A 22,274-nucleotide genomic window follows, 5' to 3' on the forward strand; every position below is an offset into this window, starting at 1 on the left:
TGTATATGCGCCCCATTTTACTTTACATGCTTATTGCTTCTAACTAGTATTGTATCTTGTGCGGCACGAGGCTTAATTGAATTTTTCGACTTATTAAACCTATCGAATACAGAAAACCCGTCATTAACTATAGCTATTATAAGACCAATAAAACCCAATAACCCAATGATAAATAACCAAGTTTTTTTATACCATGGCACTTTGTTTTCATGACGATTCTTGTTTATTTCTGAAACATCATTATTGCTTATATTAATTACAGGGCTAAAACTATTAGATATATTATTCAAATTTTCACCTTCAGAAAACATCTTAACTTTATCCGCAGAAGTATCAATTCCATCTAGCAGTTCTGACACCTTTATGTGATTACCATTCTCCGTGATATATTCTAATATATCAGCTTTTTCATATTGAAGCATATGTCTATATTTGACCGTTTCCTTAGTGCCATTTATAGGAATAAGTTCAACAGGAGCTATACTATTAATAGAATTATGTATCAAATCGAATTGAATTCTTACTTTAGATAGAGCATCTCTCCTAGTAATTTTTTCCCCATCAATAAAAATATATACAATCTTTTCTTCTCTATCAGCTTTTATTAAACATCTATTTTCACCAAGTTTAATAACAACTCCATTTTTCCAATAAATATTATCATATACAAAATAATGTATTTTTACTATAAACCTTGATATTATGCTTGATGTTAAAAAATCATATTTATATTGAAATGATAGATTATCCCTATAATTCCAATCAAAATCAGGCTCCTGTATTGGAAGAAGCTCTGGTATTAACAGCTTTTCCCCTTTTGTTCCTTCAATATCGAAGCATAATTCAAAATGCTTCATCATATCAATGATAAATAGATGTTTATTTTTAGGATGGGTTTTGCCATTAAGAATAGAAGATACTTTGTTTATTTCTAAAACACCTTTCGATTCAAACAATAATTTTGAATTTATTATTTTATAAACACCGTCAGTAACCCAGCTTGGATTTAGTATATTAGTATCGCTTAGCCTTTCGTCATTTTTAAAATTAAGCACAATTCCTAAATCATGAAGGAAACCTATTAAATCTTTATCATCCTCAACACCCTGTTGTTTACATATAGCTTTATATTCATCATATGATATATAATCATATTTCATATCCTCAAGCCTACGCTTGACATTGAACTCTTTGTCAATCCATTCAAATTTAGTATGTTCTAAGCTACCAATAGATTCTTTAATAAATTCCAGTAATTCTTTTTTTCCAGTATTATCCTTGCACGATGTCATAACAAATCCATGAATATTATATTTAGCTTTTAAACCTTTCCTATCAACATCTCCCATATGTTCATCACATTTATTTAACGCGACTATAATAGGAGAATCACCCCCAAAACTTCTAATTAGTTTTAACCAATACTCAACCATACCATACCTATCCTCTTCTCGAGTATTAAGAACAAGTACGTACACACTTCTCTCAGTTAAAAAAAACTGGTGAGTAGCATGCATAATTTCCTGACCACCAAAATCCCATATATTAACACTAACATCTCTACCCTCATCAACCTTAACATTCCATTTCTTAATGGATATACCATCTGTTTTACTTTGACTCCTATCAAATCTTTGACCTTGCAATACTCTTATCAAAGATGTTTTACCAACATTACCATCACCAACAAACACAAGCTTAGCCTCGCTAAAATATTTTTTATTTTTAGACTCTTCATGCTTTCTAATATGGTTAAACAAATATCTTGTATTTTTAGACAAAACTTCTGGAGGTATTCTTAATGGATTATAATCCAATTTTAATTCTGTCAGGCTATTCATATTAGTAACTTCAATAGGAATTTCTTTTATTTTATTTCTACCTAATCCAATACTTTTTATATTGTATAGTTTAGTTAAACTTAATGGAAATGAAGTAAAGTTATTTTGATATAATTGTATATCATTTAAACGTATTAGATTTTCTATTTCATCAGATATTTCTGATATATTATTTCCCGCAATACATATATGTTTTAATTTTTTCATATTATACACACAATTCGGAAACTCATCAAAATTATTCCCATTCATATGTATAAGCTCTAAAGAAAACAAACACCCAAATTCTTCTGGCAAACTTTTTAGTTCATTATCTTTAATATTCAACTCTGATAATTTCTCTAAATATCCTATCTCTTTTGGTAGATAGGTTAAACTATTATTGCTTAAATCTAAATAAGTAACTTCAGTGAGCATGCCTATCTCAGCAGGAATTTCTAGAAGCCCTTTTCCAGATAAGTCTAAGCTTTTAACGCTATTATCCTTTGCGATTTGGATATGATCAACAAGTTCTTTTCTAGTCATCTTATATTATTTATGTACTTCGTAATTTAATACAAAGAAGAGCAATAGGCAATGCGTATTTGTACCCAGAGCTAATTATGCTTCAACAGGTATTGGCTTGTTCATGCCATTACTGATGGAGCAGCAATAGATTATACATTACTGCTTGCAGAACCAGTCCCCTACCTAATCGCAAAACTAACCGGCATCTCGCATTCCGACGCCACGGGTTGCCCATTGGCGGAGGCCGGAATCCATTCGGTGTGTAGGAGCTGTACCGCGCGTAGGGCTTCTTCGTCGCAGCCGTAGCCAATGCCGCGCACGACGCGGTGATTCGAGGTGTTGCCGTTGCTGTCGATGGTGAAGGCAACGCGCACCTCGCCCCCTACCCTATTGCGCAACGCCATCACCGGGTAGCGCACGCTCATACCAACCGACCGCGCCAAGGCATCGTTGCCAGCCAGCGCGATGGGAGGCTCGGTAATCACCACCTCTTTGGACAAGGGGCGAATGACTAGCTTGTTTGGCCACTTGCTAGGCGAGCGGAAGAGCAGCTGGCCAGTGGTGTGGTCGTAGCGGGTGGCTAGGGTGCCTTCGGGTGTGTAGTATTCCCACTCGCCTACCTTCTGGTCGCGGCGGTAGTGGCCTTTGGCTTTCGGCTGGCTGCTCAGGTCGAAGTACTCCGTCCAGAGGCTGTCTTTCTGCCCGGCCGTGTAAAATCCTTCTGCGAGCAGCGTGTTGCCTTTGCGGCCGCCATACTGCCGGTAGGCACCCTGCTTCGTTTGGGTGTCAGTTGTTAATACGTTGAATTCTTCCCGACCCGCAGGGTTCTTCTGGCTGACGGTCATTGGTTGCGTGGCCTGTGCCCAGCCGCTTAATGGCGCACCAAGGAGTAAGAGAGGTAGTACTAGGGTAGAGGCTGTACGCATAAGGGTAGAGATAAAACGGTAAAAAGTAATGTAGTAGAATGACGCTGCGAAAAGTACGACTTCACTGGCATAGTTATCCTAATTCTGGCGCGAGCTTGCAGCTCGTGTCTGCTTTGATGATGAGGTTGCACCTCATCTGCCGTAGCGCGGCAAGCCGGAAACGGGCCACGCGTATTTGTTCCTACGGGTGAGGCACAGCCTCACGATACTGTAGGCACGAGCTGCAAGCTCGCGCCAGTGCTGCGTGGCCTGCATCCAAATCGCGCAGAAATGCCTAAATCTTGCGTTCTTTAGCCGAACGCATTTCGCTTGTGCATGTCTAATCGTAGAAAATTCATCAAATCGTCGGCGGCCGGCCTGGCCTTGCTGGCAACCAAACCTGTAGCCGCAGCGGCCCTACCCCCCGCCGGCAAAGTGAAGAACAAACCCGTGGCCATTGCCACCTGGAACGACGGTGTGCCCGCCAACCAGGCCGCCTGGCAGGTGCTCAGCAAAGGCGGCCGCGCCCTGGATGCCGTGGAAGCCGGTGTGCGCGTCACCGAAGATTCGCAGAACTGCTGCGTGGGCCTGGGCGGCAACCCCGACCGCGACGGCATCGTGACGCTCGATGCCTGCATCATGGACGATAAGTTCAACTGCGGTAGCGTGGCGGCGCTGGAGCGCATCAAGCACCCCATCAGCGTGGCGCGGGCCGTGATGGAGAAAACGCCCCACGTGATGCTGGTAGGCGAAGGCGCCCAGCAGTTTGCCGTGGCCCAGGGCTTCCCGCTGGAGCCCCTGGAACTCAGCGCCGATGCAGCCGCGGCGTATAAAGAGTGGCTGAAAAAGAGCGAGTACAAGCCCGTCGTCAACATCGAAAACTCGGGCAACCAGAAGAAGGTAGGCCCTGTGGGCGGCCCCCAAAACCACGACACCATTGCCATGCTGGCCATGGACGCGCAGGGAAACCTGAGCGGCAGCTGCACCACCAGCGGCATGGGCTTCAAGATGCGCGGCCGCGTGGGCGACTCGCCCATCATCGGGGCCGGGCTGTACGTGGATAACGAGGTAGGCGCCGCCGCCGCCACCGGCCAGGGCGAGGACGTGATTCGGATGGTGGGCTCGCACACGGTAGTGGAGCTGATGCGCCAGGGCCTGTCGCCGAAAGCGGCATGCAAAGCAGCCGTAGAGCGTGTCCTCAAGATCAAAGGCGACAAGGCCGCCCGCGACATTCAGGTGGGCTACATTGCCGTGAGCAGCAAGGGCGAGGTAGGGGCGTTTGCTCTGCAAAAAGGTTTCAGCTACGCCGTGTGTGACGCCAAAGACCAGAAGCAGCTCATCAACTGCGAGTACCTGTTGAAGTGAGCTACACGCTAGAAATTTGTGCCAACTCGTTGCAGTCAGCCCAGGCGGCGCAAGCGGGCGGAGCCGGCCGTATCGAGCTGTGCCAGAACCTGGAGCAGGGCGGCATCACGCCGTCCTACGGCCTCATTCGGCGCGTGCGGGCATTGCTCAGCATTCAGGTATTTGTCTTGATTCGGCCCCGGCCGGGCAACTTCGTGTACGACAACGAGGAATTTGCCCTCATGCAAACCGATGTGCTGTCCTGCCGCGAGCTAGGCTGCGACGGGGTAGTACTGGGCATACTAGACGAGGACGGCCGCGTAGACATGGCCCGCTGTCAGGAACTGATAGCGTTGGCCCATCCTATGGCCGTCACCTTTCACCGCGCCTTCGATGTGTGCCAGAACCAAGCGGCAGCGTTGGAAGAAATCATTGCACTCGGCTGCCAGCGCGTGCTGACTTCCGGTGGCGCCGTTTCGGCGGAGGCAGGGCAGCAGCAACTGGCAGCGCTGGTTGCGCAGGCGGCCGGGCGCATCAGCATCATGCCGGGTGCGGGCATTAATGCCAGCAATCTGTTGTCGCTGGCAGCGGCTACGGGCGCCACGGAGTTTCATACCAGCGCCAAAAAGCTGATTCCCCTACCCTCGCAACTGAACGAGTTTGACGTAGCGCACTGGCAGACGGATGCGGGGTTAGTGCGGGAATTGGTGGGGTTGTTGACGGAGGGCAAAGGCTAAACTATTTGTCATCCTGAGCGGAGCGAAGGACCTTCTCACGGCAGAACGACGGTCAGTACAACGACTCGTTCTGCCGTGAGAAGGTCCTTCGCTCCGCTCAGGATGACAGACAAGTCAGGATAACAGATTACTTACATCACTCCTTCCGCGTCACCACGCCCTGTGCTTTTGTTTTCACACGGCACAAAAACGTGTTGGCGGTGATGTAGAGCGTGCGGCCGTCGTCGCCCCAGGCGCAGTTGGCGGCCACCTCGCCGGGGTCGAGGGTGCCGAGCAGCTTGCCGGCGGGCGAGAGGATGGAGATGCCGCCGGGACCGGTGGCGTATACGTTGCCGGCCTGGTCCACCTTCAGGCCATCGGGCAGCTCCTCGGGGCGCACTTTGGGTAGGGAGGCCATGTCGAAAAACACGCGGCCGTTGCTGAGCTTGCCGCTGCTGCGCACGTCGTATTGCATAATCACGGGCCGGAGCGAGTCGGAGTTGGATACGTAGAGCGTGCGGCCATCGGCAGTGAAAGCCAGTCCGTTGGGCCGCGACAGATCCATGATTTCCTGGGTTATTTTTCCCTTCGCGTCGCGCCGGTAAACGCCGCACACGGACAGCTCGCGCAGGGGGTCCTTTTCCTTTTGGGGTAGGCCGAAGGGCGGATCGGTGAAGTAGAGGGCGCCGTTGGTGGGGTGGGCCAGCACGTCGTTGGGGCTGTTGTAACGCTTGCCGTCGTAGCGGTCCGTCACGGTGAGCAGCCCGCTTTTCTGGGCGAGGGGTAGCATGGCAATGCGCCGGTCGCCGTGCTGGCAGAGTAGCAGGTTACCTTTCCCATCTAAAGCCAAGCCATTGCTGCCAGGCTCCTCGCCGTAGGGCATACGACCGGTGTAGCCGCTGTTTTCCAGAAACTTCGACAAGCCCTTCTGCTCCGACCAGCGGTAGATGGTGCGCGATTTTGTATCCGAAAACAGCAACATACTGCTATCAGCCACCCACAGCGGCCCTTCGATGTGCGCGAAACCAGAGCCTACGATTTCAAGTTGAGCGTCGGGGCCGAGGAGCTGATCGAGGGCGGGGTCTTGCCGGATGATGCGGCCTTTGGTGAGCTTAGGGGAGGACTGGGCCGTGGCCGCTACGGGTAACAGCGGCAGCCAGAGTAACAGTAGAAGAAGGAAGCGCATTAGGTACAGAGTTAGCAGAACAGTAGAAGGAGGGGCGCTTCTTCCCTACCCTGCTACTACGCTGAAGGTTGCGCAACGTAGCTCGTATCAACCTGAAGGAAAGGGCTGCCGTAGGAAGAAGGCTGTTACTGTCACGTTTTTCCTGTCATCCTGAGCTTGCGAAGGACCTTCTCACCCTAGAACGACAGGCGTACTAACGACTCGTTCACGCGTGAGAAGGTCCTTCGCAAGCTTAGGATGACAGAGAGTAAAGTATAACAACGCTACAAAACTGCTTCTCCTGACCTCTCCCTACATGAAATCAACGCTCCTTTTCCTGCTGTTCCTTGCCATGTCTACCCTACCCATTGCGGCCCAAACGGCCGGCGCACCGTTGCTGCAAGTGGCGGAGTTTGGCAAGCACCAGCCCATTGGCGTGGCCGTGTCGCAGCAGGGGCGCATTTTCGTGACGTTTCCGAAGAAGGATAAGAACTACGATTATGCCGTGGCGGAAATCGTGAACGGGCAGCGCCGCCCCTACCCCAATGCCGAATGGAACCAGTGGGACTCCCTGCAAGCGCGCACTCGGTTCGTGAGCGTGCAGACGGTTTTCGTGGATCAGGAGGATAACCTGTGGGTGCTGGATCCGTCGAATCCCGGTGACGATGCCCCGTTGATTGCCGGTATTAAGCTTCTGAAAATCAACTTGAAGACCAACCAAGTAGAACGTATCTACCGTTTCGAGGACATCCCGCGCGAACGAAGCGGCCTCAACGACGTGCGCATCGACACGCGCCGGCAGGTGGCCTACCTCTCCGACCCCAAGCTGGCGGCCATTGTGGTGCTGGATTTAAAGACCGGCAAAAGCCGCCTGGTACTGCAAGGTGATAAATCGACAATGGCGGAGCTCGGTTTTGTACTGCGCATTGATGGCAAAGAGGTGAAGGACAAAACGGGTAAGCCGTTCAGCAGCAACGTCAACGGCATTGCCTTGACGCATGATTTCGAGTATTTTTACTTCCGCGCCATCAACCAAACCAAGCTCTACCGCATCAAGACGGAATACCTGCGCGACGCCAACCTGAGCCCGCAGCAAGTGGTGCAGCATGTGGAGACGGTAGGCGAAACAGGCATCTCGCACGGCATGCTTGCCGACGCGGCCGGCAACGTCTACCTCACCGACTCGCCCAACCACGCCGTGCGCCGCGTAACGCCTGCCGGCCACCTCGAAACCGTAACGCAAGACCCACGCCTAGAATGGCCCGACACCTTCGCCCTCGGCCCCGACGGCTACCTCTACCTCACAGCCGCCCAAATCAACCTCCTACCCAAGTGGAACAACGGCGAGGACAAGGTGCAGTACCCGTTCCGGCTGTATAAGATGAAGATTGGGAAGTAGCTATTAGCTGAACGGTGTAGAGACGCATACTTGCGTCTCATCGTTGAACGACTGGCGCCTAAACGATTCCTAGCGGCGCAGGCGATGAGACGCAAGTATGCGTCTCTACACCGTTCAGTAGTAACACAAACACACTCTTGGATTGCCATCAGCCAATAGCCAACGGCTAACTATAAATTTATACCAACTCCAGCAACGTCTCCAGCCCCATACCGCGTGAGCCTTTTATCAGAATCAGCTGGTTCTGAAGTGGCTGCTGTTGCAGCCAAGCGGCGGCTTCGGCTTTGGTAGGAAAGTAGTGGAAGCCTGGTTGCGCGGCGTGGCGCATTTCCTGCCCAATAACCAACGCCGTATCAATGGATAAAGCCGCCAGCAGCTCGCCCAGGGCGCGGTGCTCGGCTTCGCTTTCCTCGCCTAGCTCAAACATATCGCCTAGGATGACCACTTTGCCGCTAGCCTGGGTAGGGCGTGCGGCGAAGCTGCGCAGGGCGACGGCCATGCTGCTGGGGTTGGCGTTGTAGGCGTCGAGCACCACCTCGTTGCGAGCGGTTTGCACCAGCTGGGAGCGGTTGTTGGTGGGCGCATAGGTGGCCAGGGCGGCGGCAATTTCCGGGGTAGGCACCTCGAAATACGCCCCCACGGCGGCGGCGGCGGCTAGGTTGGGGAAGTTGTAGTCGCCGGTGATTTGGGCGGTTACCTCGGTGCCGTCGAACAGGCGAAGACGCACGGTAGAATCGGGGGCGGGGAGCAGCGTGGCGGGGTAGGTATCCTTGGGGCCAGGGTAGGAAACGCGCTGCGATACAGCTCCGGCCCGCTCGGCAATTTTGGCGTCGGCGGTGTTCACGAAGGCTGTGCCCTGGTGCGCGGCCAGGTACAGTAGCAGTTCGCCTTTGCCTTTGGCTACCCCTTCGGCGCCGCCGAAGCCTTCGAGGTGGGCGCGGCCGATGTTGGTGAGCAGGCCGTGGGTAGGCGCGGCTAGCTCGCAGAGCTGCGCAATCTCGCCCTGGTGGTTGGCGCCCATCTCCACAATGGCCAACTCGTGCTCCTGCGGCCGAATGCTGAGCAGCGTGAGCGGCACGCCGATGTGGTTGTTGAGGTTGCCGCGCGTGTACTGCACCCGGTAGCGCCGGCTCAGCACGGCGTTTATCAGCTCTTTGGTGGTGGTTTTGCCGTTGGAGCCGGTGATGGCCAGTACTGGCATCTGTAGCTGCTGGCGGTGATAGTGTGCCAGCTCCTGTAAAGCCACCAGCGGGTCGGGCGCGTAGGTATAGCGGTCGGGGTCCTGGGCGGCCAGCGCGGCATCGTCTACCACGGCGTGGCGGGCACCTTGGGCAAGGGCCTGCGGGGCGAAGTCGCGGCCCCGGAAACTGGGACCATTCAACGCAAAAAACAAGGTATTGTCCTGCGCCTGGCGCGAGTCGGTGCTGACGGCGGTGCACTGAAGGAACCGGGCGTAAAGAGCCGCTGTATCTACCATGAACCTAGTGAAGTACTTTCGTGACGTGATTGTGCGTTGCAACTACCAAACCAGCTGCCAATGAACCGTTTTATACTCTTCTTATTCGGAATAGCAGGTCCATTGGTGGCCGCGGCTCAAACCAGTGTGCCGTTTGGCTTGGTCAGCAGGCCTGACCTCGTAAAAGTAGTGCACGGCACTGAAACCCTACCCAACCCCTGGGCGGGCGGCCTGAACTCGCCTCAATTTTCGGCCATCGACCTCAACGACGACCAACAGCAGGACCTCTACCTGTTCGACCGCGTCGCGAACCGCTCGCTTACGTTCCTGAACGTGGCCTCCCCCAACGGTGGCCGCATGTACCGATACGCCCCCGAGTACGAGGCGCTGTTTCCCAGTACGTTATTGAACTGGGCACTCTTGCGTGACTACGACTGCGACGGGCGACCCGATTTGTTTACGCTGGCGGGCGGCGATATAGCCGTGTACCGCAACGTAGCCGGCAGTGGTGGCCGGCCCGATTATCAATTAGTGAAAGACCATCTCAGCTATTTTAACAATCCCACCTCGCAAGGCAATATATACCCTGGCGGCTACAACATGCCCGCGTTGCACGATGTGGACGGCGACGGGCGCTTGGATATCGTCACGTTTGACTTCAATAACAGCTCGGTAGTGCAATACTACCGCAACAGCAGCCCCGAATCTTGCGGCGGGTTGCAGTTTGAGCTGGTAACCCAGCAGTGGGGCGGCTTTGCATCGTGTGCTACTTCGTGCACTTCTTTCTCCTTCAACAATGTCAATTGCCGCCCGGCGGGCACGGCGCATACCGGCGGCCACAACATCACGCTGCTCGACCTCGACGGCGACGGCGACCAGGATGCGCTTATCGGCCGCGACTATTGCCCCGAGCTGGTGAGCCTGCGCAACGACGGCAATAAGTCGGAAGCCCTGATGAGCAGTGCCGGCCTCAACGCCAGCTTCCCCAGCGGCACCACACCCGTACGCATTGCCAACTTTCCTACTGCCTACCACCTCGATGTTAACTTCGACGGCCGCCCCGATTTGGTGGTGACGCCCAGCGTGTTCGATAATCAGGATACCATTAACACCACGCAGTCGGTAGTGTTTTACGAGAATACTAGCGCCAGCGCGGTGCCCAATTTTGCCTACCACCAAAACGACTTTTTGCAGCGCGGCATGATTGACACCGGCGAGAGTGCGGCCCCTACCTTCGCCGATATTGATGGTGATGGGCTAATGGACATGCTGGTAGGTAGCACCAACCGCAACGGCGCCAAAGGCTTTTTCCGGGCTTCGCTGACGTACTACCGCAACGTGGGCACGGCCACGCAGCCAACGTTTCAGTTGATGACCAAGGATTACCTCAACCTTTCCACGCAGCGGTACGCCGGCATCCGGCCCCAGCTCGCAGACCTCAACCAAGACGGCCGCCCCGATCTGGCCCTGATGGTGATTCCGATGAGAGCCAACGGCACGGCCGCGCCTACCAGCCAGTTGCAGGTGCTGCTGAACACCGCGCCGGCCGGGCAGCCGGCTGTGTTCAACCCGGCCACGGCCCAGGTGATTCAGAACCTACCCAACTACATCGACGACGCGCCGTGCTTTACTGATATAGACGGCGACGGCCGCCTGGATTTGCTGCTCGGCACCAACATCAACGACCAAGCCGCTACCAGCCTGCGCTACTACCGCAACAACGGCGCGGCCAATCTGAGCCAGGCATTTGTGCTGGCCAATGCCGATTTTGGGCAGATACGGAACAGCAAGAACGTACCGGCGCCAGACAACCGCGCCTACAACCTGAACCCCGCCGTAGCCGATTTCGATGGTGATGGTCAGCCTGATTTACTGGTGACCGATAGTGAAGGTCGGATCCAGCTCTTTCCCAATTTTCGGGCGCAGCAAGGCTCGTTTACGCCGCTTCCTGAAACGTTTTACAACGAGCTGCTGGGTCGCTACCAGCCTGTGTGGTTGGGACAAGGCCGCATCAACCAGCTGATACTCGCTGTGGCCGACCTCAACGGCGACCAGCGCCCCGAGCTGTTCATTGGCCTCGAAAGCGGCGGCATGGTGGCCTATGGCGTGCGCGGCACCGTGGTCACGGACGCGCCCACGGCCCCTACCCTACTCACGGCCGTGCAGCTCTACCCCAACCCCGCCCGCGGCACGGCTACTCTCGAAGCTCCCGACCCCGTGCGCGTAGCAGTGTTCGACGTGACCGGCCGCCTGCTCTACCGTTCCGCCACCGCCGCCCGTACCCACCACCTCGACCTGCACGACCGCGCCGCCGGTGTGTACGTGGTGCAAGCCGAAACCGCGGCTGGTCAGCGCACCACCCGGCGGCTGGTGATGCAGTAGGCGCGGTTCCCTTTGAACTCTGAAAGAACTAGGAGCCCTGCCAGGGTTGGCCTTTGGCAGTAATAAATTGTATTCAGCGCCCCACTATTCGCCGCCTGCGTTGCGCAAACCTGGCGGGCAGTGCGTAGCTTTACTGAGACTGGCTGGCAGCGTTTTGCGGTAGCGAAGCAACTTGCCAGCAGGTTTTGCTCCTTGCAGGCGGCACGAGGTACTTTTCTCTGAAAGTGCACGTTACCTGTCCGCCTACTTACCCGCCCTACTATGCCCCTAACTCTACTGTCTTCTACCCTACCTACGCTCCATACACTTTTCCCACCCTCTGCGCAATCGAATGCAGTAAGGAAGAGACGTTTGGCAACGGGTTGGTTCCTAACACTGTTGTTCTTGCTGCTAAGCGGCATGGCCAATATGGCCCTGGCGCAAGGCGCACCAGCGCCACCGCCGGAGTGTGCAGCCGATGAGAAATTTGCCAACACTTGGTATTTCGGATTCAAGGCGGGCCTCGATTTCAACCAGGCCACCGACTCCATTCCGCCCACCGTATTGGACAACAGCGCGATGGACGCTCCCGCCGGTTCCGGGGTGATGTCGGACGCCAACGGGAAGATTCTGTTTTACAGCAACGGCACAACCGTGTGGAACGGCGACGGTAGCGTGATGACCAACGGTACGGGGCTGGCCGGCAACATCAACAACACCGACGGCGCCCTACCCATCCGGCGGCCAGGTCTAGTACTACCCGGCCAACCCACGCACTACTTTCTGTTTACGTTGAATAGTACGGCTGGCCTGAGCTATTCAGAAATTGAGATTCCGGCCGGTGGGGGACCGGGTACGGTGCTGGCGGCCAACAAAAATACCCCCCTTGCCAGTGGCACCACCGAGAAAATATCTGGTGTGTTTCACAAAAACGGCTGCGATATTTGGGTTATCGTGCACGGCTGGGGCGATGCAACCTCCGGCACTGATAACCGCGGCGACGCCTTCTTAGCCTACCGTGTGCGGGTGACTGGCGTAGACGCTACCCCCATTGAATCAACTGTAGGTTCTCTGCACGCGCCGAGCGTGTCGCCCGTAGGCTACAAGGGCCAGATGAAGATAACGCCCGACGGCGGGCAACTCGCGCTAGCCCGTTACAGTGAAGTGCTACGCGACAGCAGCAGCACCGTGGAGCTGTTCAACTTTGATACGGGTACGGGCCAGGTAAGCGAAAATCCGAACACGCCGTTTATTATCGACAGTGGCGAAGGCAAATACTATGGTGTGGAGTTCGTACCGGGCAGCAAGTTGTACGCCACGGTGATGAACCCGCCCAAGCTGCTGCAATTTGACATCAGCGGCCAGGGTCCGCTTAATCGGCAGGAAATTCCGCTGACCACCTCTGCCGACTTAGGCTCCATGCAGGCCGCACCGGATGGCAAGATTTACGTGGCTCGCAACAATGAAACTGCGCTAGGCTTCATTCCCTACCCCGACTCGGTGGGCGCAGCCATTGGTTTTTCTGAAGACAGCCTGCAACTAGGTGGGCGCACCAGCGGCCTAGGTTTAGTCAACTTTAACCAAAGCTCCCTGCTGCGGGTAGGCTTTGGGGGCGAGCTGACGGAGTGCAAGACTATAAGATTCACCGCTCCACCTATTGATTTCGACAACAAACAATACGCTTGGGATTTCGGCGACGGCACCACTTCAACGGAAGAAAACCCTACCCACGCTTTCCCGGATTTCGCCGAGTATACCGTAACGCTGCGCATCACCACGGATTGCTTTTGCCGCGAGTCGCGTAGCCTCGTCCGAATACCGAATTTGCCCGAACCGGGCACCATTGCCGGCCCCCAAACTGTGTGCGCAGATAGTGCACCGGCCGCCATCACTGCCACCGATGCCACCAGCGACGCCGGCTTGCCGGGTGTGTACCAGTGGGAACAGTCAGCCAATAGCAATGGCCCTTTCACCGATATCGGCGGGGCTACTGGTGCCAGCTACACACCTACTGGTTTGCAGCCCGGCACTACCACGTACTTTCGGCGGCGGGTACAGTTACTGCTGCCCAGCGGCTCAGGTCCTTACTGCACGCCTACGTTCACGGCCTCAGTAGCTGTCACCGTGATACCAGCCTTAACCGCCGGCACCATTGCTGCCGACCAAACCGTGTGCGCGGGCAGCACGCCCGCCCCGCTCACCAGCACCGGCGCCGCCACGGGTGGCACGGGCACGTTCACCTACCAGTGGGAATCCTCAACCGACAATGGCACTACCTGGGTTCCCGTTGCTGGCGCTACCAGCGAAACGCTGACACCCGGTCCGGCTACGATTACTACCCTCTACCGCCGCCAGGCTAGTTCTGGCCCCTGCAACGCGGTATCCAACCCCATCACCATCAACGTAACACCTGCCTTGGTAGCGGGTAGCATTGCGGCCGAGCAAAGCATTTGCGCGGGTGCCACCCCGGCGCCACTCACCAGCGTTGCGCCGGCTACGGGCGGCAATGGGCAGATTGCGTATCAGTGGGAATCTTCCTTGGACAATACCACCTGGACGGCTATTCAGGGTGCTACTGGCGAAGGCTACGCACCGGGCGCCCTGACGGCTACTACCTCCTTCCGTCGGCAGGCGAATGCGGGCACGGCCTGCGCCCCAGCCGTGTCCAACGTGGTGACTATCACGGTGGCACCGGCGCTAGTAGCTGGCACCATTGGCGCCGACCAGACGCTGTGCGCCGGTGCTACCCCCGCCCCGCTCACCAGCACCACCGACGCCAGTGGCGGCGCGGGTGCGGTGAGTTATCAGTGGGAATCCTCGACTGACAACAACATCTGGACCGCCATACCGAATGCTACCGGCGCTACGTTTGCGCCCGGCGTTCTGCCGGTTACCACCTATTTCCGTCGCCAGGCCACGTCTGCTTCCTGCGCGCCAGTGGTATCCAACGTGGTGACGCTGACCGTGCTGCCCGAGTTGGTAGCCGGCGGTATTGCGGCCAGCCAGGCTATTTGCGCGGGTAGCACGCCGGCACCGCTCACCAGCACCGGCGCTGCTACAGGCGGCACGGGCACGTTTGCGTATCAATGGGAATACTCAACGGATAACACTACTTGGATTGGGGTTACTGGGGCCACGGACGAGACGTTCGCGCCGGGCGCCCTCACGGTTACTACCTCCTTCCGGCGACGAGTAACAGCGGGAGCCTGCGGACCGGTAACGTCTAACGTGGTGACCATCACGGTAACGCCATCCCTCACGGCCGGCACTATTGCCGCCGATCAAACCGTGTGCGCGGGTAGCACGCCTGCTGCCCTCACCGGCACCGCGGCTACGGGCGGCACCGGCACGTTTGCCTACCAGTGGGAATCTTCCACTGGCAACACCACCTGGACGGCCATTGCCGGTGCTACTGGCGAAACCTTCGCGCCGGGTGTGTTGAGTGCTACTACCTCCTTCCGCCGTCAGGTAAGCTCCGGGGCGTGTGCTGCCGTGACTTCTAATGTCGTGACCATCACCGTCACGCCAGCGCTGATTGCTGGTACCATCGCGGCCGATCAGGCGGTGTGCGCGGGTAGTGCCGTGGCCCCGCTCACTAGCAGCGCTGCCCCCACGGGTGGCACCGGGCAGTTTGTGTATCAGTGGGAATCTTCCCCCAACAATACCACCTGGACGGCCCTACCCGGCGCTACCGGCGCCGAGTACGCCCCTGGCACGCTTACCAGCACCACCTACTTCCGCCGCCAAGTAAGCTCTGGGGCGTGTGCTGCGGTGGCTTCTAATGTGGTGACCATCACCGTCACGCCAGCCCTCACGGCCGGTACCATTGCCGCCAGCCAGACGCTGTGTGCCGGCAGCACGCCCGCTCCACTCACCAGTGCTGGCGCGGCCACGGGTGGCAATGGTACTATCGAGTATCAGTGGGAATCTTCGTCTGATAATGCCACCTGGGCGGCCATAGGCGGGGCCACCAGCGCCACCTATACGCCGGGCACTCTAGCTGCTACTACCTACTTCCGTCGCCGGGCCACCTCGGGGCCATGCGGGCCGGTGGCATCCAACGTGGTGACCATCACCGTAACGCCAGCGCTGACGGCCGGCACCATTGCCGCCGACCAGACTCTCTGCCCAGGCGCTACGCCTACCCCGCTCATCAGCGCTACCGCCGCTGGTGGTGGCACGGGCACGTTTGCCTATCAGTGGGAATCTTCAGCCAATAATGCCACCTGGACGGCTATTGCCGGTGCTACAGGTGAGACCTTCGCTCCCGGCGCACTCACGGCCACTACCTATTTCCGGCGCCAGGTGACGTCGGGCGCGTGCGGGCCAGTGGTATCCAACGTGGTGACGCTGACCGTACTGCCTACTCTGACCGCGGGTAGCATTGCTGCCAACCAAACGATTTGCACGAATGCCACGCCTGCGCCGCTTACCAGCACAGGCGCTCCTGTGGGCGGCACGGGCACGTTTGCTTACCAGTGGGAAGCCTCGGCCGACAACACGAACTGGACGGCTGTGGCTGGTGCCACCGGTGAGGCCTACGCCCCCGGCGCACTTACGGCTACAACGTACTTCCGCCGCCGCGTGACTTCCGGCACGGGCACTTGCTCCACGGTGGTTTCCAACGTGGTAACCATCCAAGTGCAGCCGCTCGTGACGCCGACCGTCACCGTGGCAACGCCGCCCGCGTCGTGCCCCGGCACGCCGCTGACTTTCACGGCAGTACCTACCAACGCCGGTGCCGCGCCTACCTTCCAGTGGTTTGTGAATAACGCACCCGTAGCCAACGGCCCTACCTTCACCAGCAGCACCCTCGTCACCGGCGACCAGGTGCGGGTGGAGGTGACGCCCACCGCAGGGCTGTGCAGCACTGGACCTGCTGTAGCAACCGTCACGGTTACGCGCACGCCTACCCCCACACCTACCCTGGCCATTGCCGCGCAACCGGGCGGGCCGGTTTGTGTGGGTGAACCCATCACGTTCAGTATTGCCAGTGTCACGGAGGCCGGGCCTACCCCCACGTATCAGTGGCTGGTAGATGGCAACGTCGTGGCTGCGGGCCCGGTCTTCACAAGCAGTACGTTGCGCGAGGGACAGGTTGTAACGCTACGCTTGAGCACCGTTAATAGCTGTGGCCAACCCGTCACGGTGACCTCCAACGGCGTACCAGTGCGGATTCAGCCGCCTGTAGATGTAGATGCCGGTCCCGACAAGGAGATTTTGGCTGGTAGCTCCGTAACGCTAGAAGGCCGCGCCGATGGCACCTACCCCGTCACCTGGACCCCAGCAGCCGGTCTCTTCATATCGCCTGCCGACCCGCTGCACCCCACGGCTTCGCCTACCGTCACTACTACCTACACGCTTTCGGCCGGCTCCGGTGGCTGCGCCGATTCGGATGAGGTAACCGTGACCGTGCGCCCACCCATCCGCATTCCCAACGCCTTCACCCCCAACGGCGACGGCCGCGACGATACCTGGCAGATTGAGTTCATCGAGCAATTCCCCGACAACACCGTGACGGTGTACAACCGCTGGGGCACCAAGATTTTCTCCGCCGAAAACTACGGCCGATCCAATGAGTGGCGCGGCGACATTAACGGCCAGCCCGCTCCGGTTGGTACCTACTACTACGTCGTCGTCACGAAAGGCCCCCTGGGCCGGTCGTACAGCGGTTCGATTACGATTTTGTATTGAGTTTGACAGAATTAGAACGTCATGCTGAGCGCAGCGGAGCGGAGTCGAAGCATCTTGCGTGCTACGCTAATCCCAACCGTCAGGAATTGCCGGGAGCACGCGAGATGCTTCGACTCCGCTCAGTATGACGTTCATAGCGCACAACGAATAACTCTCACAGTTATGAAAAGAGCTTTACTTCTATTGTTACTTCCGCTGCTGCTGCTGGCCGCTGTGCCCGCGCTGGCCCAGCAGGAAGCACAGTACAGTCAGTACATGAACAACAACTACCTCCTCAACCCTGGTGCTACCGGGGTAGAGGACTACATTGATATCAAGGCCAGCTACCGCACGCAGTGGGTAGGGCTGGAAGGCGCCCCCAAGACGTTCTACCTCAGCGGTAGCTCCTCGTTGGGCAAATGGCGCAGCACCAGCAAACGCACCATCAACGACCGGCGCCGGCCGTTTCACGCCATCGGCGGTCTGGTGTACCGCGACGTGACCGGCCCTACCAGCCGCACCAGCGCCTACGCTTCCTACGCCTATAACCTAGTGCTGACGCCTAAAATCCGGGCGGCGCTGGGCGCATCCATAGGCATGCAGCAGTTCGCCGTAGATGGCAACCAGCTCCAGTTCTACGATCCTACCACCGTGGCCGCCAGCGCCGCCTCACGGGTGCTCGATGGCTCGGTGGGCCTATGGGTATACAGCTCCGATTTTTACGTGGGCGTGTCCAGCACGCAGTTGCTGGGCAACAAGCTCGACTTCTCCTACGGTCCCGATCAAGTGAGTGCGGGCGCACCCGGCAACGCTCTGAAGCGGCACTATTTCTTCACGGGTGGGGTGCGGGTGCCGCTCAGCCAGGACTGGTCGTTGGTGCCGTCGGTGCTGGTGAAAACCGTAAATCCGGCCCCGCTCTCCGTTGATGTCAACGCCAAGCTCAAGTACCGCGACCTGCTGTGGGTAGGCGCCTCCTGGCGCGCCTTCGACTCGGTAATAGCGCTGGCAGGCCTCAGCTATGAGCAATTCACCATCGGCTACTCCTACGACGCCGGCCTCTCCAAGCTCAACAATTACCACTACGGCAGTCACGAAATATTGCTGGGCTTGCGCCTGAAGAAGAAAGCGCAGGTGGTGTGTACGAATAGGTTCTGGTAGGGCTTATTTGCACACTGGTTGGACCTATATAAGTGTGCCGCTTGCATTTGACTGTTGGTTTCCCGAAAGGTGAGCCGCACGGTCGGTTTACTTGAGCATGGCTAACGCACCCGTTGGAGAAGTCGTTGCAACGTATTGCTGACCTGAATGACTTGCTGTCGGCCGACGTCTTTGCCTGCACACGTTTGCAAAGAGGCAGGCGCATGAAAATGTGCGCTCCGAATCACCTTGCTGTCAATTAGGTACAACGTGATGTCCTCCCCGTCGTCCACGGCACAGTTTCCCGAGGTTCTTCGCGCTTGCTCATCCCCCTGAATCGCCCAGAGGTGAGCTGGTTGCAAGCTTTCCCAGCTACGCCGAAGCACCTCAGGCGCAATTCGCTGGGGCAGCAGATAGCGGTTTGTATCAGGTGTAGTGGCGCGGAAACGCGACTCTTCCTGACTGAATTTCTGCACGAGCTGACCGGGAAAATAACGGCCGAGTATATCCCGGTATGGGCTGCAATAGGTGAAGAACGTAAGCTGATTCTGGTAGGCAGCCAGGATTAGGTAGTTCGGCGAGTTATTCCGACTGGAACTACGCTGACAGATGATTGTACTATCAAAGTTTTGCTGCAAGAAAGTGTGTAAGGGGAGCTGCGCTTGTGCCTGGCTTGGAAGTGCCGCACTGAGCAAACCGAGGAAGAGAGCAAGACGAAGCCAACAGTACGGCATGTAGAAGCGAAAGAGCACAAGGTTGACACGAGAGGACTACGGAAAGCTACTACCTTTTCAATACCAGCCCGAGAGCTACCATTGTGATAAATAGCTTTTAGCCATGGCCTAGCGACGCTGCCTCTACATAGCAGCAAAGGGCGCTCTATGGCTGCGGTTCTTTCGATACGTAGAGTATCCCGTTTTCCTCACCGCAGAAAGCGAACTTCCCTCCCTGGCCGCAAATTGGCGCCGACGCTGCTACGTACAGCCGCGATTTCGTATCGAAATACAGGCTTTTAATCTGGTGTGACTGGGGTAGGGCAAGCTTGCGGCCCGTAGTGCTTACCACACCTACTGTTTCTACCCAACTACCGGAAACCGGTGTTTGTAAAACATCAATTTCGTAGGAAGAGCCCGACAACGACATAGCTTGGTTACGAGCCACTTGCGGCTGGTGCGAGTCGTAACGCCAGTTGCGGTAGCGCTGCCATGTCAGCCCCTTATCTAGGCTGAAATAGGAAGGATTGGAAGCGAGGATAAAGGGAGTGTCGCCTCTGTGGGTCTGGGTATCCAACAGTAGCAGCGTATCCTGCGCCTGGGCAAGGCCGAATAGGCCAATGTTGGAGTTGTAGTTGGACGTGCGCCACGTTTTGCCCCGGTCTTTGGTCTGGTAAACCTGACGGCTGGTCACGATAACCAACGTGCCGTCGATGTCACCCGTAACGGCTTCAATAGCGTACGCATCGGGAGATTTGATAGCATACCAATCGGCGTAGGTAGGCTCAGGCTGCACCTCATCTTCTTTGTCTTTTTGACAGGCCACAAGCGACACCAACACTACCCCAGATACTAACAATGCTTTCATATTGATTAGCTTATTGTGTAATAGACGGGCGTAAGGTAAGCTGTGTGGGTAATGCATTACGCACACATTGCAAATGATAATGTGTGCGTAATGCATTGGCAACTTGCGCGTAACGCAACTCTATCCTACCCTTACCAGCGCGATGCCGGGTCGTCGGGGCGCACCTCGAATGTATCGGCGTCGTAGAGGGCGGGGAACTGCTCCCGAAACGCGTCCAAGTCGGTGCGGCGCAGGGTGCGGGTGATGCTGGTTTCTTGGTTACCGACTTCCACCAGATAGTCGCCGCGCATATCTAGTAGCGCCGAGTCGCCGGCGTATTCAAGGTTGTTGCCATCCTTACCTACCCGGTTGACGCCCAGCACGTACGCCACGTTCTCGATGGCGCGGGCGCGGAGCAGCGCCATCCAGGCGTCGCGGCGGGCGGCGGGCCAGTTGGCCACGTACAGCAGCAGGTCGTAAGGGGCTGTTGCGGCGTTGCGGCTCCATACCGGGAAGCGCAAATCGTAGCACACCAGCGGGCAGATGCGCCACCCACGCCACTCCTCCAGCAGCCGCGCCTGCCCGGCAGCATACACGTTGGTTTCGCCGGCCATGCCGAAGCGATGGCGCTTATCGTAGTAGCTCAGGGTACCGTCGGGGCGCACCCAGAGCAGGCGGTTGTAGTGCTGGCCGTTGTCGCGGATGATGAGGCTACCCGTGACGACGGCATTGCGAGCCGCGGCCATACGCTGCATCCATTGCACAGTAGGACCATCCATGTCTTCAGCTAAAGCAGCCGCTTCCATCGTGAAGCCCGTGGCAAACATTTCCGGCAGCACAATCAGGTCAGTGGATAGAGAAATTGTATCGATATGATGCTCCAGCAAGGCCCGGTTGGTGGCGGGCTGGTGCCAGTGCAACGCCGTTTGCACAAACGATAATGTGAAATCAGCCATACAGTATCTTTTTTGGTATTAATTTATGATAAATTATGCAATAATAAAGAATATATACCTATACGTATCGTTGGCTGAAAGCATGCAGCCGTGCAGTTGCCTCCTGCAACGTTTCGGCCTTTTTGGCAAAGCAAAACCGTACTAGCCCTTCATCTCGCCCATCGTGGTAGAAAGCCGACACGGGCACCACAGCCACGCCCGCCTCGCGGGTAAGACGACGGGCAAACTCAGTATCCGACTCGTGCGGCGCTAGGGCCGCGTAGCGCGCCAGCAGAAAGTAGGCACCAGCAGCTGGTAGCAACTCGAAGCCTGTGCCGCGCAATAGGTCCACAAATAGGTCGCGCTTTTGCTGGTAGAAGGCTGGTAGCTCGCGGTAGTGGTCGGCGTGGGCTAGCACGTCGGCAAGGGCGTGTTGGGTGGGCGTGCTCACGCTAAAGGTCAGGAACTGGTGCACCCGGCGCACCTCGGCCGTGAGCAGCGCCGGCGCAATGCAATACCCTACCTTCCAGCCCGTAGCGTGGTAGGTTTTGCCAAACGACGACAGCACAAACGCCCGCTCTACCAGGGCAGGGTGCTGCAATACGCTGCGGTGCGCCTGCCCGTCGAAAACCAAATGCTCATATACTTCATCGCTCAGCACCAGCGTATCCGTGTTTTCCAGCAGCCCGGCCAGCGTGTCGAAATCCTGGGTGGTGAGCACGGCGCCGCTGGGGTTGTGGGGCGTGTTGAGCAGGACAAGGCGCGTGCGCGGCGTGAGGCTGGCCGCTACTCGGTCCCAGTCGGGGCGGAAGCTGGGGAGCAGCAGGGGTATGTACACGGGCGTGCCGCCCTGCAACCGGATAGCAGGGCCGTAGAGGTCGTAGGCTGGCTCTAGCACCAGCACTTCGTCGCCGGGACGCACGGTGGCTGCCAGTACCGCGTACAGCCCCTCGGTGGCTCCGCTGGTGATGGTGATGTCGGTGGCTGGGTTGGGGGCGGGTACGTGGTAGAGCGCGGCGGTTTTCTGGCTGATCAGCTCGCGCAGGCGCAACAGGCCGGGCATGGGCGCATACTGTTGCTGTCCGATGGCAGCAGCGTGGCGCACCAGGGCCTCGGTGAGGTTGGCGGGTGGGTCGAAATCGGGGAAGCCCTGGGCCAGGTTGATGGCGCCATGCTCCTGCGCCAGCTGGGTCATCACCGAGAAAATACTGGTGCCCACATCGGGCAGCTTCGACGAAAATTTCATGCCGGTAAGGTAGGGCCGTTTTGCGGACC

General features: G+C 56.7%; 14 protein-coding genes. 6 read left to right on the top strand and 8 right to left on the bottom strand.

Going from position 1 to position 22,274, the window contains the following annotated elements; translation table 11 throughout:
• Window positions 1–17: 17 nt before the first annotated feature.
• The gene (locus J4D97_RS04945) at window positions 18–2,366 is read right to left on the bottom strand and encodes a COR domain-containing protein (RefSeq protein ID WP_208306623.1); all 2,349 of its coding nucleotides are present in this window, start codon (window positions 2,364–2,366) and stop codon (window positions 18–20) included.
• Window positions 2,367–2,527: 161 nt separating this feature from the next.
• Window positions 2,528–3,274 (bottom strand): energy transducer TonB, encoded by a 747-nt coding sequence (locus J4D97_RS04950; protein WP_208306624.1) that lies wholly within the window; start codon window positions 3,272–3,274, stop codon window positions 2,528–2,530.
• Window positions 3,275–3,589: 315 nt separating this feature from the next.
• Here J4D97_RS04950 and J4D97_RS04955 point away from each other — a divergent pair, with 315 nt between their 5' ends.
• On the top strand, window positions 3,590–4,618 hold the full coding sequence (locus J4D97_RS04955) for an isoaspartyl peptidase/L-asparaginase family protein (protein WP_208306625.1): 1,029 nt from the start codon (window positions 3,590–3,592) through the stop codon (window positions 4,616–4,618).
• Window positions 4,615–5,334, top strand: coding sequence for a copper homeostasis protein CutC (locus J4D97_RS04960; protein ID WP_208306626.1), 720 nt, complete (start codon window positions 4,615–4,617; stop codon window positions 5,332–5,334). Before J4D97_RS04955 ends, J4D97_RS04960 begins: the two co-directional genes overlap by 4 nt.
• Window positions 5,335–5,470: 136 nt before the next feature.
• Here J4D97_RS04960 and J4D97_RS04965 read toward each other — a convergent pair whose 3' ends face one another.
• Window positions 5,471–6,499 carry an SMP-30/gluconolactonase/LRE family protein gene (locus J4D97_RS04965; protein ID WP_208306627.1) on the bottom strand — a complete coding sequence of 343 codons (1,029 nt, stop codon included), beginning with the start codon at window positions 6,497–6,499 and terminating at the stop codon, window positions 5,471–5,473.
• A gap of 295 nt (window positions 6,500–6,794) precedes the next feature.
• On the opposite strand from J4D97_RS04965, the gene J4D97_RS04970 reads away from it, so the two are divergent.
• Window positions 6,795–7,877: an SMP-30/gluconolactonase/LRE family protein gene (locus tag J4D97_RS04970; RefSeq protein ID WP_243900165.1), complete on the top strand. Its 1,083-nt coding sequence runs from the start codon at window positions 6,795–6,797 to the stop codon at window positions 7,875–7,877.
• A gap of 178 nt (window positions 7,878–8,055) precedes the next feature.
• On the opposite strand, the gene J4D97_RS04975 is transcribed toward J4D97_RS04970, so the two are convergent.
• Complete coding sequence (locus J4D97_RS04975; RefSeq protein ID WP_208306628.1) at window positions 8,056–9,354, bottom strand: UDP-N-acetylmuramoyl-tripeptide--D-alanyl-D-alanine ligase; 1,299 nt, start codon at window positions 9,352–9,354, stop codon at window positions 8,056–8,058.
• A 60-nt stretch (window positions 9,355–9,414) separates the two neighbouring features.
• On the opposite strand from J4D97_RS04975, the gene J4D97_RS04980 reads away from it, so the two are divergent.
• From J4D97_RS04980 to J4D97_RS04990, 3 genes are all read left to right on the top strand, one after another.
• Complete coding sequence (locus J4D97_RS04980) at window positions 9,415–11,715, top strand: T9SS type A sorting domain-containing protein (RefSeq protein ID WP_208306629.1); 2,301 nt, start codon at window positions 9,415–9,417, stop codon at window positions 11,713–11,715.
• A 378-nt stretch (window positions 11,716–12,093) separates the two neighbouring features.
• The gene (locus tag J4D97_RS04985; RefSeq protein ID WP_208306630.1) at window positions 12,094–17,388 is read left to right on the top strand and encodes a gliding motility-associated C-terminal domain-containing protein; all 5,295 of its coding nucleotides are present in this window, start codon (window positions 12,094–12,096) and stop codon (window positions 17,386–17,388) included.
• Window positions 17,389–17,550: 162 nt separating this feature from the next.
• The gene (locus J4D97_RS04990) at window positions 17,551–18,525 is read left to right on the top strand and encodes a PorP/SprF family type IX secretion system membrane protein (RefSeq protein ID WP_208306631.1); all 975 of its coding nucleotides are present in this window, start codon (window positions 17,551–17,553) and stop codon (window positions 18,523–18,525) included.
• A gap of 101 nt (window positions 18,526–18,626) precedes the next feature.
• Here J4D97_RS04990 and J4D97_RS04995 read toward each other — a convergent pair whose 3' ends face one another.
• The 4 genes from J4D97_RS04995 to J4D97_RS05010 all read right to left on the bottom strand — a co-directional run bounded on the left by J4D97_RS04995 (window position 18,627) and on the right by J4D97_RS05010 (window position 22,245).
• Window positions 18,627–19,256, bottom strand: coding sequence for a hypothetical protein (locus tag J4D97_RS04995; protein WP_208306632.1), 630 nt, complete (start codon window positions 19,254–19,256; stop codon window positions 18,627–18,629).
• A 127-nt stretch (window positions 19,257–19,383) separates the two neighbouring features.
• Window positions 19,384–20,085 carry a hypothetical protein gene (locus J4D97_RS05000; RefSeq protein WP_208306633.1) on the bottom strand — a complete coding sequence of 234 codons (702 nt, stop codon included), beginning with the start codon at window positions 20,083–20,085 and terminating at the stop codon, window positions 19,384–19,386.
• A gap of 131 nt (window positions 20,086–20,216) precedes the next feature.
• On the bottom strand, window positions 20,217–21,020 hold the full coding sequence (locus J4D97_RS05005) for an amidohydrolase (protein ID WP_208306634.1): 804 nt from the start codon (window positions 21,018–21,020) through the stop codon (window positions 20,217–20,219).
• Between the two features lie 58 nt (window positions 21,021–21,078).
• Complete coding sequence (locus J4D97_RS05010) at window positions 21,079–22,245, bottom strand: methionine aminotransferase (protein WP_208306635.1); 1,167 nt, start codon at window positions 22,243–22,245, stop codon at window positions 21,079–21,081.
• Window positions 22,246–22,274: the final 29 nt, after the last annotated feature.

Source organism: Hymenobacter defluvii (assembly GCF_017589435.1).
Taxonomy (GTDB): domain Bacteria; phylum Bacteroidota; class Bacteroidia; order Cytophagales; family Hymenobacteraceae; genus Hymenobacter; species Hymenobacter profundi.

Bases quoted from the DNA above. Each gene is read 5' to 3' on its own strand.
- J4D97_RS04975 (WP_208306628.1), bottom strand. From the start codon at position 9,354: ATGGTAGATACAGCGGCTCTTTACGCCCGGTTCCTTCAGTGCACCGCC.
- J4D97_RS04945 (WP_208306623.1), bottom strand. From the start codon at position 2,366: ATGACTAGAAAAGAACTTGTTGATCATATCCAAATCGCAAAGGATAAT.
- J4D97_RS05000 (WP_208306633.1), bottom strand. From the start codon at position 20,085: ATGAAAGCATTGTTAGTATCTGGGGTAGTGTTGGTGTCGCTTGTGGCC.
- J4D97_RS04950 (WP_208306624.1), bottom strand. From the start codon at position 3,274: ATGCGTACAGCCTCTACCCTAGTACTACCTCTCTTACTCCTTGGTGCG.
- J4D97_RS05005 (WP_208306634.1), bottom strand. From the start codon at position 21,020: ATGGCTGATTTCACATTATCGTTTGTGCAAACGGCGTTGCACTGGCAC.
- J4D97_RS05010 (WP_208306635.1), bottom strand. From the start codon at position 22,245: ATGAAATTTTCGTCGAAGCTGCCCGATGTGGGCACCAGTATTTTCTCG.
- J4D97_RS04990 (WP_208306631.1), top strand. From the start codon at position 17,551: ATGAAAAGAGCTTTACTTCTATTGTTACTTCCGCTGCTGCTGCTGGCC.
- J4D97_RS04955 (WP_208306625.1), top strand. From the start codon at position 3,590: ATGTCTAATCGTAGAAAATTCATCAAATCGTCGGCGGCCGGCCTGGCC.
- J4D97_RS04980 (WP_208306629.1), top strand. From the start codon at position 9,415: ATGAACCGTTTTATACTCTTCTTATTCGGAATAGCAGGTCCATTGGTG.
- J4D97_RS04970 (WP_243900165.1), top strand. From the start codon at position 6,795: ATGAAATCAACGCTCCTTTTCCTGCTGTTCCTTGCCATGTCTACCCTA.
- J4D97_RS04965 (WP_208306627.1), bottom strand. From the start codon at position 6,499: ATGCGCTTCCTTCTTCTACTGTTACTCTGGCTGCCGCTGTTACCCGTA.